This is a genomic window from Methanobrevibacter olleyae (assembly GCF_900114585.1).
GTDB lineage: Archaea > Methanobacteriota > Methanobacteria > Methanobacteriales > Methanobacteriaceae > Methanobrevibacter > Methanobrevibacter olleyae.
Genome location: NZ_FOTL01000012.1, coordinates 35620 through 48685, shown reverse-complemented (window position 1 = coordinate 48685; position 13066 = coordinate 35620). Strand labels below are relative to the sequence as shown.

At 26.5% G+C, this 13066-nt stretch carries 10 protein-coding genes and 1 pseudogene; 8 read left to right on the top strand and 3 right to left on the bottom strand.

The window, feature by feature from the left end:
• The 4 genes and pseudogenes from BM020_RS04780 to BM020_RS04765 form a co-directional block, all read left to right on the top strand.
• A pseudogene (locus BM020_RS04780) lies at window positions 1-288 on the top strand (DDE-type integrase/transposase/recombinase); the annotation flags it as partial.
• Window positions 289-444: 156 nt separating this feature from the next.
• Window positions 445-1518: a pseudomurein biosynthesis MraY family phospho-N-acetylmuramoyl-pentapeptide-transferase gene (locus BM020_RS04775; RefSeq protein WP_067146141.1), complete on the top strand. Its 1074-nt coding sequence runs from the start codon at window positions 445-447 to the stop codon at window positions 1516-1518.
• 90 nt (window positions 1519-1608) lie between these two features.
• Window positions 1609-3222 (top strand): pseudomurein biosynthesis peptide ligase pMurE, encoded by a 1614-nt coding sequence (locus BM020_RS04770; RefSeq protein WP_082762102.1) that lies wholly within the window; start codon window positions 1609-1611, stop codon window positions 3220-3222.
• Between the two features lie 92 nt (window positions 3223-3314).
• Window positions 3315-5084: a hypothetical protein gene (locus BM020_RS04765; protein WP_074798412.1), complete on the top strand. Its 1770-nt coding sequence runs from the start codon at window positions 3315-3317 to the stop codon at window positions 5082-5084.
• A gap of 534 nt (window positions 5085-5618) precedes the next feature.
• Here BM020_RS04765 and dmpI read toward each other — a convergent pair.
• The 3 genes from dmpI to BM020_RS04750 form a co-directional block, all read right to left on the bottom strand.
• Window positions 5619-5807 carry a 4-oxalocrotonate tautomerase DmpI gene (dmpI, locus tag BM020_RS04755; RefSeq protein WP_067146145.1) on the bottom strand — a complete coding sequence of 63 codons (189 nt, stop codon included), beginning with the start codon at window positions 5805-5807 and terminating at the stop codon, window positions 5619-5621.
• 64 nt (window positions 5808-5871) lie between these two features.
• A complete protein-coding gene (locus tag BM020_RS09580; RefSeq protein ID WP_158499586.1) occupies window positions 5872-6021 on the bottom strand; it encodes a hypothetical protein in 150 nt (49 codons plus the stop codon).
• Between the two features lie 81 nt (window positions 6022-6102).
• Complete coding sequence (locus BM020_RS04750; RefSeq protein WP_074798407.1) at window positions 6103-8280, bottom strand: hypothetical protein; 2178 nt, start codon at window positions 8278-8280, stop codon at window positions 6103-6105.
• Between the two features lie 391 nt (window positions 8281-8671).
• On the opposite strand from BM020_RS04750, the gene BM020_RS04745 reads away from it, so the two are divergent.
• The 4 genes from BM020_RS04745 (at window position 8672) to BM020_RS04730 (ending at window position 12892) form a co-directional block, all read left to right on the top strand.
• Window positions 8672-9769: a CapA family protein gene (locus tag BM020_RS04745; RefSeq protein ID WP_074798405.1), complete on the top strand. Its 1098-nt coding sequence runs from the start codon at window positions 8672-8674 to the stop codon at window positions 9767-9769.
• 44 nt (window positions 9770-9813) lie between these two features.
• The gene (locus BM020_RS04740) at window positions 9814-10269 is read left to right on the top strand and encodes a dCTP deaminase (protein ID WP_074798403.1); all 456 of its coding nucleotides are present in this window, start codon (window positions 9814-9816) and stop codon (window positions 10267-10269) included.
• A gap of 181 nt (window positions 10270-10450) precedes the next feature.
• Window positions 10451-11437, top strand: a complete 987-nt coding sequence (gene hisG, locus BM020_RS04735; RefSeq protein ID WP_067146154.1) for an ATP phosphoribosyltransferase — start codon at window positions 10451-10453, stop codon at window positions 11435-11437.
• Between the two features lie 531 nt (window positions 11438-11968).
• Window positions 11969-12892, top strand: a complete 924-nt coding sequence (locus BM020_RS04730) for a CBS domain-containing protein (RefSeq protein WP_067146156.1) — start codon at window positions 11969-11971, stop codon at window positions 12890-12892.
• Window positions 12893-13066: the final 174 nt, after the last annotated feature.

The following is a 13066-nucleotide window of genomic DNA, read 5'->3' as shown; positions in this document are numbered from 1 at the left end:
AAAGAATTACAAGGTTTAATTTATCGTAAAAATGAATTTCATAATGTTATTTATGAAATTATAAGAAAATTTATTGTTTCTAGGTATAAAAGCTTTATTTATCATTTAAAAGATAAGAAAATTGAGAGAACAACTAATAAGCTTGAAAATGCTTTTCAAAAAACTATGCCTAAATCAAGAAAAAGAACTTTTAAGACTATTCGTGGTGTTTTAAAGAGAATTTATCGCAGAGATTTGATTTGGAATGAAAATCGAAAACTTAATCAAGTTCATCAACAAAGTTTTTGAAAGAGCCCTTTTATATATAAATAAAAATTTAAATATAAGGATAACTATAAAATATTATATTATATTATAATACAATTTGGTAGATTATTTAATTTTTTTATTGTTTACCTATTTTGTATAATTAAAAGATTTTTTTAAGAATTAAGTGTGATGAATATGGATTTAACGAATATTATAATAATGTTTTTTATAACTTTCTTTGGAACTGTTATATTTACTTGGTTTGTAAGGAAAGCTTTAAAGGATGCAGATTTATCTGATAATCCTATTGTAAGTGAACATAGACATAAAGCAGGTACTCCTACAATGGGAGGTATAGCTTTCTTATTTACTATTTTACTTATTCTTTCATTATATTATAAAAACACAGATATTTTAATCATTTCATTTATCATGCTTACTGGTGGAGTAATGGGATTACTTGATGATTTACTAGGTCTTAGAGTAAAAGAATATCAAAAAGTAGTTAAAAATATTAGTGATTCTGCTGTTCCTATAGGTTTGCTGAATTTGGGAGTTGGTGAAGAAGCAAGAATAACTACTGATAAAGCTAAACAAGAACTAACTAGCTTAGTGGAAGAGGCCAAATTAGAAATTGTTGCTGAAATTCCAATTAAATATGAACCTGGTGAAGGAGTAAAAATCATTGTACAATTATTGCCGGGCTTATTCTTAGCTTTAACAGGTGTTGTAGCTAGTTGTGGAGGATTTACTTTAGGTCTTTTAGCATATCCTGTTATAATCATTGGTGTTTTAGGTGCAATTAATGCAGTAAACCTTATTGACGGTATGGATGGTTTAGCTGCAGGTATAATAGCTATTGCATCATTTGCTTGTTGTATTTATGGCTATATATTTGGAAATCCTACAGCACTTTATCCCTTCGGACTTTTAACCGCAATTTGTCTTGGGTTTTTAGTGTTTAATAGATATCCTGCTTCAATATTTATGGGGGATACTGGTTCATTTGTTTTAGGAACAGGTTATGCAGCAGCGGCATTCTTAACTGATATGCCTTACTTTGCTGTACTTGCTTTAGCTGTACCAATTGTATCAACTATTATAAGTTTAATGCACAGGGTTCATATAATTACTTTAGCTGTAGAACCTTTACATCATACCTTAAATTATAAAGGAATATCTGAAGTTAAAATTGTTTTAAGCTATTGGTTGTTAACTGTAGTTGTATGTCTAATTGGTTTAGCTACTAAATACTTTATATTTGCTTAATTTAATTAGCAAAAATTATTTTTATTTAACTTTATACAATTTATTTTATTCTTAAATTAATTTTTTAATTAATGAGATTAGGGGATAAAAATGTCAAAACCATATTTTTTAAATGAATTAGCAGATTCTGTATCTTCTTTAAATACCTTTTCTATTAATCAACTTGCAGATTCAATTGGAGGGGTAATCTATGGATCTAATGATTATAAACCTTCTACTGGGTTTACAGGAATATTTGAAACTTTAAATGAAGCTCAAGAAGGGGATATTGTAATAAGACATTGGATTAATGGAAAAGGTGTTGAAATAGCAAATGATAAAAATGTAGCTTGTTTAATCACTTTAAATCCTAAAGAAGATGCATTAGAAATGGCAGAAAAACTTCATTTTCCAGTTATTGTTGTAGAAAGGATTGAATTTGCTAATGCATTTGCCCTAAGATGGACGATTGATAATTTAGTTCCAGATTCTAAAAGAGTTGTTATTAGTGGAACAAATGGCAAATCAACAAGCTCTCATTTAATTTATCATATTTTATCAAATGCCGGATATAATGTGTTTACAAATACAGATGCAAAATCTGAATTTAATACTCTAATTGATCCAATGGTTGCTAAATTAATTTCTGAGGAAGTTTTAGAAAATCAAGGAGTAAATCCAAGATTATTTAACTTTATTTGTGATATTCCAAATAAAAAAATATTTGATTATTTAGTTATTGAAGTTTCTGAAGTACAAGGTTGGGGAACTGACTTAATGAAAAATCATGCTTTAATCATGTCTTCTGCAATTAATCCGGATATTGGAGTTGTTACAAATGTTGCAATGGATCATATTGGACTTGTAAACTCAATTGAAGAAGTTTTTGAAGAAATATCCGGGGTTGTTAAAGCCACAAATAAGGGAGGAGTGGTTCTTAATTTTGATGATGAAAATGTTTTTGCTATGAAAGATTTTGCTAATCCTGGTGTTGATACTTACTTTACTTCAATGGATAAAGTAGCTATTGAAGGCTTTGAAGTTAAAAATGATAAGAAGATTTATTTTGATAGTGAAGAAAAGGCCATTATCTATGGTGGAAAGACTATTTTAAAATATGAAGAGCTTCCATTTACTGGAAATCATTTTATTCGTAATATCTTATCAGCTATTTCAGCGTGTATATCTTTAGATATTCCAATAGAAGATATTGTTAAAGGTGTTAAATCTTATATGCCTTTAAAAAGGAGATTTACATGTCTTTATGAGGAACCTATTGTAATCGATGATTTTGCACATAATCCTGATGGCATTAAAGCAACAGTTAAAGCTGCATCTAAACTTGCAAATGAATTAAATAAAAAAGAACTTTATGTTGCTTGTGCAATCAGAGGCTCTCGTGGTGAAACATTAAATGGTTTTAATTCTAAGGCTTTAACTGAGGTTATAAATGAATTAAATAATGAAAATGATAGAAAAATTAATTTAATATTATCTTCAAGTGTAGATTTAGTAGATCATTTAAATTTTGTTGAAGACTTTGAAAAAGAAATATTTTTATCTAATTTAGATAATGAAAATATAAAATATATACACTTTGAAAAATTATATGATGCATTAGGGTTTATTATGGAAAAAGTAGATAAAGATGATTTGGTATTATTAATTGGGGCACAAGGTATGGATCCAGCTTCAGATGTGCTAAAAGACATTTTAGGATATTAATCATTAAAGGGATATTTAAGATAAGAATTATTTAAAGATAAAAAATATTATAAATTAATATTTTCCATATCTTTTTTTAAAGAGTTGGTTATATGGGTGAATTTTGCTTTAGTTTCTTGGAAAATCGATTTAGAGATATTTATCTTGACTGTGCAAGGATGGATAAAAATCTCATTGAAGGAGATGGAGTGGAAGCTATTCTTATTGCAGGTAGAATAGCTGAAAAGATTACTAAATCAATATTTACTTTTGAAGGAATCAAGGATGATGAAAACAATCAATTTAAAAGAATTGAAAAGCTAAATAATGCAAATATTTTACCGAATAATATAAAAAATGATTTCTCTAAACTGCGCAGATTAAGAAATGATGTTTATCACAATACTTTAAACAGTGATGGTGCTGGAGGAATTAAAAGAATTAATTCCCAGCCAAATAGACAATATATGCAAAATCTTGGTTTGAGGGATTATAAAACTGGATTTAATGAAATAAAAGGTTATAGTTCATCTAATGGTTATGACAATTCTAGTTCAAATGATTTAATTAATTTAAATGATGATTCCAAAAGTGAAAATAAAGAAAATAAATCAAATCCCTTACTTTCTAAAGATAATTCTAATGATATTAGTGGAGAGATACAAGCAGCAAGTGAAGCTCATAGACTAATTTTTAATATTTGCGTATGGTTTTATATAAACTATTCAGGTGATAAAGACTTTATAAGGCCTAAATATAAACTCAGTAGAAGAACTCAGGATGCAGACTTTTTAATTAGGCTTAAATCAGCTATTAATGATGGGGATGACTTTAAAAGATTAAGGCAATCCAGCCCTAACAATGAAATCATTCAGATTCTAAATGAATTATATATTCCTGAAGTGGTGAAAGAAAGGGATGATGATTCAGTTTACAGAATCAATAATCAGGAAATTAAAATTAGAAACCCCGGAGTTCCTTATTCAAAATGTTTAGGTATTTCTTATGATGATAATCTTTTTATGTGGAAAGCAGAACATGGTGGGAAAGAATTAGGTTATTACCAATCATCTAAGGAGGCTTATGAAGCAAGAGAAGTTTATATTAACTCTGTTCCTATGCCTAAAAAGGTTAATGGTGTTTATTCTAAAGCAAGAGGCATTTCCTTTAGTAAAATACAAAAATTATGGTCTATGAATGTTAAAGGTCAAATAATTTCCTTTCATGGAAGTGAAAATGAAGCTATTAAAGCAAGAAAAGACTATTTAAAAGCTAATGGATTAGTTGATGTTAAAGTAAATGGTGGCTTTAAAACAATAACTCTTGATGAACTGGATAAATTAAGAGCTAAAGCAAAAGAAAATAAATCTAAACAGGTTAAATCTATTAATTCAAAATCTAGTATTAAAGATGAAATTTATAAAAAATCTAAAAAGAATAGTATTAAACTAAATCCATCAAATGATTTTATTTCTAAAAACAATAAATTAAATCCCTCAAATGATTCTATTTCTAAAAATAATAAATTAAATCCATCAAATGATTCTATTTCTAAAAATAATAAATTAAATTATGGAAATGAATTTAAAAATGAAAATAAAAATAAAATTAGTGTTCAGGATGGAAATAAGCTTTCTTCTTCTAAGAATAATAAGAAAGTTAAAGTCAGTGGAGGAAATAGGGTTTCTAAAACTAATTCTAAAAAGTCTAAAAGGGATGAAACTACAATAAATAAGAAAAAATCTTCTAAATATGAAGGAGTTTTATATGAAGAAGGTTTATTTATGTGGAGTGCTGAAGTAGATGGTAAACATTTAGGTCTATTTTCCTCTGAAAAAGAGGCTCATGAAAAAAGGGAAGAATATATTAAAAATAGATTTTAGTAATTTAGCCTGAATAGGATGTCTAATCTTAAATATTCTCCAATTTCTAGAACTCAAAGAGATGGTGATAGTCAATTTTTAAAAATTGTAGTTTGAATTTTTATTGGTTAAAAAAGTCTCTTCAGAAGGGTTTCTAGAATCAAATGATATTATTAAAATAATTCATGATAAAATTGATTATTCTATTGCTAAGTATTCAAATAATGAATTGGAAAATCAATTTAATGAAAAGTATCATGAAATTATTGGTTTTAGTATAAGTGTATGTATATACAAGCAATTCAAATAGTATCTTGATTATATTTAAATTTATTAAATGAATGTTTAAGTTTGGAAAATAAGAAATTTTTAAATTTATTAAATGAATGTTTAAGTTTGGAAAATAAGAAATTTTTAAATTTATTAAATGAATGTTTAAGTTTGGAAAATAAGTTTTTGGAAAATTTGATTTAATCTAATTATTTCTCTTCTAAATTACTTTTTTATATTAAACTATTTTTTAAAAAAAGAAAATGAAATGATAGAATATTTTAATTATTTTCTATCAATTAATAATTCTCCACCAACTCCAATACTATCTGCTGGAAGAGCATCTACTAAAACAGTTATTGTTTCAATAGGTAAATTGTAAGCATGTGCTACAGTTTCACTAACTTTTTTTACCATTTCTCTTTTATCCTCTACACTTATATTTGGGTTTCCAAGAATTGTTACAACAGGCATTCTAATCACTCCTTAATTATATTTTTCAATTTATCTTTTTTAAGCTTTTTTGAAATCTTATTTTCTAATTAATTGATATTGGTTTGTAAATGTCAACTTCGATTAAATATTTTATTTTCTCTAAGTTTTTCTCTTTTTTGCGAATAACTCCATAATATTTATCTGCATAATTACTAGTAAATCTAGAAATCATTCTAAAAGTAACAATATTCATATTTTTTGTATAAAAATTTTACTTAAAAAAATAAGGAAAAAAGATAATGCTTTTATCGCCTTATCTTTTTTTTATTTAATTTTATTTAATTTTTATTGTGTTTTTTATTTTTGATTTACTGTATTGTGTGTAAATCATGTATTTACCTTTCTTTAGGTTTTTGATTTTTAGTGTTGCTATTCCTTTTTTATTGGTTTTGATTTTGTAGGTTTTTCCTTTTAATTTGAATATTATTCTCTTTTTAGATAGTGGTTTTCCTTTAGTGTTTACTAGCTTCGCATAGAATTTTATTGTTTTTCCTTTCTTCTTTACAATATTCTTAGCAGTTAATACAGGTTTAACTGTTATTTTATTTGTTTTTATAAAATTACCATATTGTATAGTTATTGTGTAAGTTTTTGGCTTTAGTGTTATTTTTAAGCTTGCATAACCATTCTTGTTTGTTTTTCGGGTGTATGTTTTTCCATCTATTGTAAATTTAACTAGCTTTCCAGCACCAACATGCTTACCATTGGCATTTATTATTTGCACTTTAAATGTTCCACCCCTAAAGTACATTTTAAGGTTTTTATTCTTTGTTATAGGAGAATCTAAAATTCTTAAAGTACTTACAATATTATCTGGACCATAATCATCATTACCATTAAAACTAGCAATAATAGTATATTTTCCAGCTTTCTGTTTGAGAGTTAATGTTGCATATCCTCTGCTATCTGTTTTTATAGTGTATTTTGCACTTCCAATAGTTATTTGGATATTTTGGTTTGCTAAAGGGTTTCTGTTGTAGTCTGCTAGTTTTATAGTGTATTTAGTACCATCATTATAAAACATAGAAACATTACTGGCACTTAGGTAAGAATCACCATTTATAATCAAATAGTTAATAAAATTGCTACCATCTTTATTATAAATCATTTTAATATTGTGTTTTCCGTTGTCTAGATTAGAAAAAGTAATATTATTGTTTATCCAACCACTTTGAATTTTATTACCATTTTCATCATAGTAATCAACCTGATAACTATTATTATTGTAGTAAATTAGATTATTAGCTTTGACAACTGCTGTATTTTTAGGGCGATAAATACTAAAAGAACATTCAGATATATTAGTATTGTTTTCACACAAATAGATAGCATTAGCTCGATACTTAGCAGTGTTATTAATAAAAGAACAAGTACTTAAATAACCACTAGAATACCACCAACATATAATAGCACCACCATCCTCATTAGCATGGTTATTAAGAAAAGAACAATAAGTTAAAAAACTATTATTACCATTCCAATAAACAGCACCACCAAATTGATTAGCTGTATTATTAACAAAAGAAGAACCACTTAAAATATTATTAGCACCATTCCAAGAAACAGCACCGCCATAGTGCCTTGCATGGTTATTAACAAAAGAACAAGCACTTAAAACGCCATTATTATTACAGTTCCAATAAACAGCGCCACCAGATGTTGCATGGTTATTGACAAAAGAAGAAGCACTTAAATAAGCATTTTTACAGTTCCAATAAACAGCGCCACCAGATGTTGCATGGTTATTGACAAAAGAACAAGCACTTAAATGGCCATTAGTACCACTCCAAGAAACAGCACCACCATCATAAGCATGGTTATTAACAAAAGAACATCTACTTAAAAAACCATTAGTACCACTCCAAGAAACAGCACCGCCATAGTGCCTTGCATGGTTATTAACGAAAGAACAACTGATTATGTTACCATAGTCCCCATTCCAATATATAGCACCACCATAATTATCCTGAGTGTTATTGGCGTTTATGAATTTCATATTTTTTAATGTGACATAATCACCAGTTATATTGAGTATTCTTGTTGCTAATTTTCCATCAATTACATGGTTTTTACCATCAATAGTTATAGATTTATCGATAACTATCTCTGAATCACCATCGGAATAAGTATAATCTTTATCTAGAATTAATGTACCATTAACATCTGTCTTTTTGATTAATTTTTGTAAATCTGTGAATGTTGATCCTGAACCTTTTAAGTTATCCTCATTCATTACAGCATTGATTTCCTCTTCTTCAGATTCTGAAGCTATTGCACTATCATCATTTATTTCAACTTTGGCATTATCATTTTTTTCTTCAACTTCTAAAATTGTAGCATTTTCATTTAAACCTATTTCAGAGCTTGTATTCTCTTGTGCTGATACAACCGAAATAGATAAAAATATTAAAAGTAAAAATACTATTACAACTTTATTTAAATTGTTAATCATTTTTAATATCCTCCATTTTTTACTGATTTATTTAATTAAATGAAATTAAAAAGATAAATATGTATAGGTAATTAATAATAAGTCTATACAATCACCTATAAATAATTAACGATACAGAATAAAAAAATATATCTATATTAATCATGATTACATATTTATTATAATAATTATGAATATCGTTAGATTAATAAAAATTTATAATTATCATTTATAAAAAACTCTTTTTTAATAATTTATTAAAGATTTAAAATTTTTTGAAACTATTATAATTTCAAGTGATAAAGGATTTCAACAAAGTCTAAGAAAGTTTGTTAAAAATATATAAAAATCTTTATTTAATAAAAATTACATATTAAAAACTAATTATAAACATTATTTTCTTAGTGATATGATGAGGAAAAAAAGGTTTTTTCAAATTTTAATTGGAATTACACTTATTCTTTTAGCTATTTCAATTTATGGAACAATTCTTGTGAGTTTAGATGATAGCTCAGATTATGATTTAGGGCATGATAATGTTTCTATTGCTGTAACTGGAGATATTATGTTTGGCCGTAAAATGCCTGCTGTTTTAGATTCTGGTAAAAGTCCATTTAGATATGTTGAAAATGTAACTAAAACTGCAGATATTTTACTTGTAAACTTTGAAAACCCTGTAACTACATCTTCTTATGCAGTAAAAGGAGATGTACCTTTAAAAGCAAATCCTAAATACACCTATTTATTAGCTAATGCAAATAGTATCGTTGTAGCATCCCAAGCTAATAATCATGCTTTAGATTATGGCCAGATAGGTTTAAATGAAAGTATTAAAAACTTAAAAGATGCAGATATCTATGTAATTGGAGCAGGAAATAATGTTTCAAAGGCAACAAAACCAGTAACTATAGAATCTGGAGATAGAAGGGTTACTATATTAAATTATATGGATGCAGATAACTTTAGAGAATATAAGGGAGTAATGGATCCAGCAGGAACTAATTCATCAGGATACTCTGCATACAATTATGAACTTGCACAAAAGCAAGTTCAAGAAGCTCGTGATAATGGTTCAAGTATTGTAATTGCCTACTTGCATTATGGTAATGAGTATAGCAGAAGTCCAAATGAAAATCAAATAAAAATATCTCATGAATTAATCGATGATGGTGCAGATATTGTAATTGGTTCCCATACTCATGTAACTCAGGGAGTAGAGATCTATAATGGAAAACCTATTTTCTATAATTTAGGTAATTTTATATTTGATCAATCAAATCCGGCTACTCATAGGTCTTATTTCTTGAATTTGGATCTAGTTGAAGATAATTGTACTGTAACTTTATATCCTACTTATATATCTAATTATTTACCTCACTTTATGGATGCTCGATCTGGTAAAGCTTTAATAAATGAATTAAACCCACAATGTGATGAATTAACAGTTAATGAAAAAGGACAGGGCGTTTTAACATTTAGTTTAGGCAATGTAACTAATGAAACTAGTTAGTAATAATAGTTAAAAAATTTATTTAAAAACAATTTTGTGATATTATGCTTGGTGAAATTGAACTTAAAAAACTTTTTTCAGACTTTGAAGATTTAGTACAACCTTCTGGTATTGATTTAGAACTTGATGAAGTGTTTATACAAAAATCAGAAGGTTCTTTAATTGATAATGATAAAAATCTTCCAGAAATTGAAGCTTTAGAAGGCCCTATTTATACTTTAAAGCCTCATACTGCTTATTTAGCTTCTATAAAACGAAAAGTGAAAATTCCTAAAGGTTATATGATGCTGTATTTGCCACGTTCTACTTTACTTAGATCATTTATTTCTGTTCAAACAGCAGTTGGTGATCCTGGTTTTTATGGAACTTTAATGTTTATGATTTATAATCATGGTGAATTTGATTATAAGATTAAGTCTGGTGATAGGATAGCTCAAGCAGTTGTATTTCCAGTAGAAGGTTCTGGAGAGTATAATGGTAGCTATCAAGAAGAAGAATAAATAGCTTAGCATTTGTAGATATTTTAATGTATAAAGAATAGTTTTATATATTTAATTTTTAAATATTATATTAGAAAATTCATTTAATTTAAATATATTAGAAAATTCATTTAATTTAAATATATTAGAAAATTTATTTAACTTAAATTTTTAACATTTTTTGATTATTTTGGTAGATATTATGGTAGAAATAACAATTGGCTTACCTAAGGGAAGTTTAAATAATGTAAATAGGGGAAATACTTATCAACTATTTGTTGATGCAGGTTATGAAGTTAGGGGATATGAACCTGGAAATGAATCATATGAAATTAATATTCTTAATGATGATGAGATAAAAGCTTACCTAACTCGTCCTCAAAGTACTCCTGTAGAATTAAATAGGGGTATGGTAGATATTTCCATTGTTGGAGAAGATTGGGTTAAAGAAGAATCTGTTTTAAGTGATAATGATATAGTAAAAATTGGAGATTTAAATTATGGTGAAACTCGTTTAATCGTTGCTGTTCCTAAAGAATCTCCATATGACAATTTATCTGATTTTTTTAGAGCAAATAAAGATAGAAAAACTCCAATTTTATGTTTTACAGAGTATCCAAACTTAACTAGAAAACATATTATGGAAAATGATGCATATCAAGAAATTTATGGAGATGCAGTTCCATTTGTACAAGTGAGAGGATTAAGAGATGGAGATAATGAAAAAGTTCAAGTAATTAATTCTGACGGAGCTACTGAAGTTTATATTGCAAAAGGTGCAGATTTAATTGTAGATAATACTCAAACTGGCAGTAGCCTAAGAAAAGCAGGACTTAAAGAGCTTGAAACTATTTTACATTCATCAGCAGGTTTATATGCTGGTGTTTCTTGCACTGGAGAAAAGATGGAAAAAGCAAGAATGATTTATGAACAGTTATTAGGTGCTGTAACTGCAAGGAAATACTTTGATGTTAAATTTAATATTGCAAATGAATATGTTGATGAGGTTTCAAAATATTTAGTTGAAAATAAGTTTTGCAGTGCAGAACCTACTGTAAATCAAGGTTCAAGCTTTTCACAGATAAATGTTTTAATTCATAAGAATCATTTCCCTGAAATGTTAGATGGAATTAAAGAATTAGGTGCATCTTCCATTATTAGAAGTGATGTAAAACAATATGTGATTTAATTTCATATTTTCCTTTTATTTTTTTATTTTATCTTTTTTTAGATAATTTTTTTACTTGTTTAGTTTATTTTATCTTTTTTTAGCTAATTTTTTTACTTGTTTAGTTTATTTTATCTTTTTTTAGTTCATTTTGAAAAATTTAAAAATAATAAATAATTAATTTTTAAAAATAATGGATAATCAATTTCATGATAATTTTTAATTAATTTTTAAAAATAATGGATAATCAATTTCATGATAATTTTTTTATTATATTTTGTACTTTTTTGTACTTAAATCAATATCTTTTTATATTATAATCTATAAAAGAAGTAGTAATAATATAAATTTTATGATAAATCCTTATAATTTATTTTAATTTATAACGATATTTTTTTAATTTTGATTAATTTGTAATGATATTTTTTAATTTTGATTAATTTATAGTGATATTTTATAAAACTGACTGATAAATTGATTGAGTTAATAAATTGATTAGGTTAAGCATTTTATTAATAAAATACTTGAATTTTTATTTTTTTGGTGTCTTAAATGTTAACTTCTGTTCAAAAGGAAATTTTACAGACCTTAATTAACTTGTATCAAAATTCGGATGGTAAATCTATTAAAGGAGAAGACATCGCTGAGGTGATGAATAGGAATCCAGGTACTATCAGAAATCAGATGCAATCTCTTAGGAGCTTAAGTTTAGTAAAAGGAGTGCCAGGACCTCGTGGAGGTTATAAACCCACTATTGAAGCATACCACACTTTAAATATATCATTTACAGATAGTGACGCTAAAGTTCCTGTTTATAAAGATAATCGGAAAATAGAGGATGTTTCAGTAGCTAAGATTGAATTTACAAGTGTGCCACACCCTGGTGAATGTGAAGCAGTAATAAAAGTTTTAGGAAGTATTAAAGATTTACACTTAGGAGATATTATTCGTGTAGGTCCTACTCCAGTTAATAATCTTGGGATTATTGGTGAGATTGTAGGTAGAGATGATATGGATAATATCTTGCTTTTAGATATTAGTACAATTAGAAGTATTCCTAAAAATTCTGTTTATGATATAGCTACTTTGGATTTAATTTATTTAAAGCCTGGCGATTCTATTAAAGATGCTGCTTGTTTACTTTCAAAAAATAGTATTGATGGAGCTCCTGTTATTACTGAAGATGTAGCCATTGGGATGGTTTCATTAATTGATATTGTAAAAGCATTAGCTGAAGGCAAAGAAAATGAAGATGTTAGAGATATAATGTCTAAACGGTTATTCTTCATTGATAAAGATACAAAGATAGCTACTGCTGTTTATAAGATGTATAAGTTTGGTATAAGTAGATTAATTGTGGTAGATGATGATTATACTCCAATTGGTGTAGTTACTCGTACGGATTTAATTGAAACAATTACTAATTTAAAGAATTTCCCATTATTAAATGATAATGAGTTAGAAGAGGGAATTTAATTTTTCTGTTTAATTATTTGGAATATTGAATTTAGATTTTCTATTTAATTATTTGGAATATTGAATTTAGATTTTTCTGTTTAATTATTTGGAATATTGAATTTAGATTTTATTTTTTTATTTCTTCTATTTTTTTATTTTTTTTAAAAATTTATTTTTTATTAAACTTTATTT

Coding starts and splice junctions, on each gene's coding strand:
- BM020_RS04775 (WP_067146141.1), top strand. CDS start 445: ATGGATTTAACGAATATTATAATAATGTTTTTTATAACTTTCTTTGGA.
- BM020_RS04770 (WP_082762102.1), top strand. CDS start 1,609: ATGTCAAAACCATATTTTTTAAATGAATTAGCAGATTCTGTATCTTCT.
- BM020_RS04765 (WP_074798412.1), top strand. CDS start 3,315: ATGGGTGAATTTTGCTTTAGTTTCTTGGAAAATCGATTTAGAGATATT.
- dmpI (WP_067146145.1), bottom strand. CDS start 5,807: ATGCCTGTTGTAACAATTCTTGGAAACCCAAATATAAGTGTAGAGGAT.
- BM020_RS09580 (WP_158499586.1), bottom strand. CDS start 6,021: ATGAATATTGTTACTTTTAGAATGATTTCTAGATTTACTAGTAATTAT.
- BM020_RS04750 (WP_074798407.1), bottom strand. CDS start 8,280: ATGATTAACAATTTAAATAAAGTTGTAATAGTATTTTTACTTTTAATA.
- BM020_RS04745 (WP_074798405.1), top strand. CDS start 8,672: ATGAGGAAAAAAAGGTTTTTTCAAATTTTAATTGGAATTACACTTATT.
- BM020_RS04740 (WP_074798403.1), top strand. CDS start 9,814: ATGCTTGGTGAAATTGAACTTAAAAAACTTTTTTCAGACTTTGAAGAT.
- hisG (WP_067146154.1), top strand. CDS start 10,451: ATGGTAGAAATAACAATTGGCTTACCTAAGGGAAGTTTAAATAATGTA.
- BM020_RS04730 (WP_067146156.1), top strand. CDS start 11,969: ATGTTAACTTCTGTTCAAAAGGAAATTTTACAGACCTTAATTAACTTG.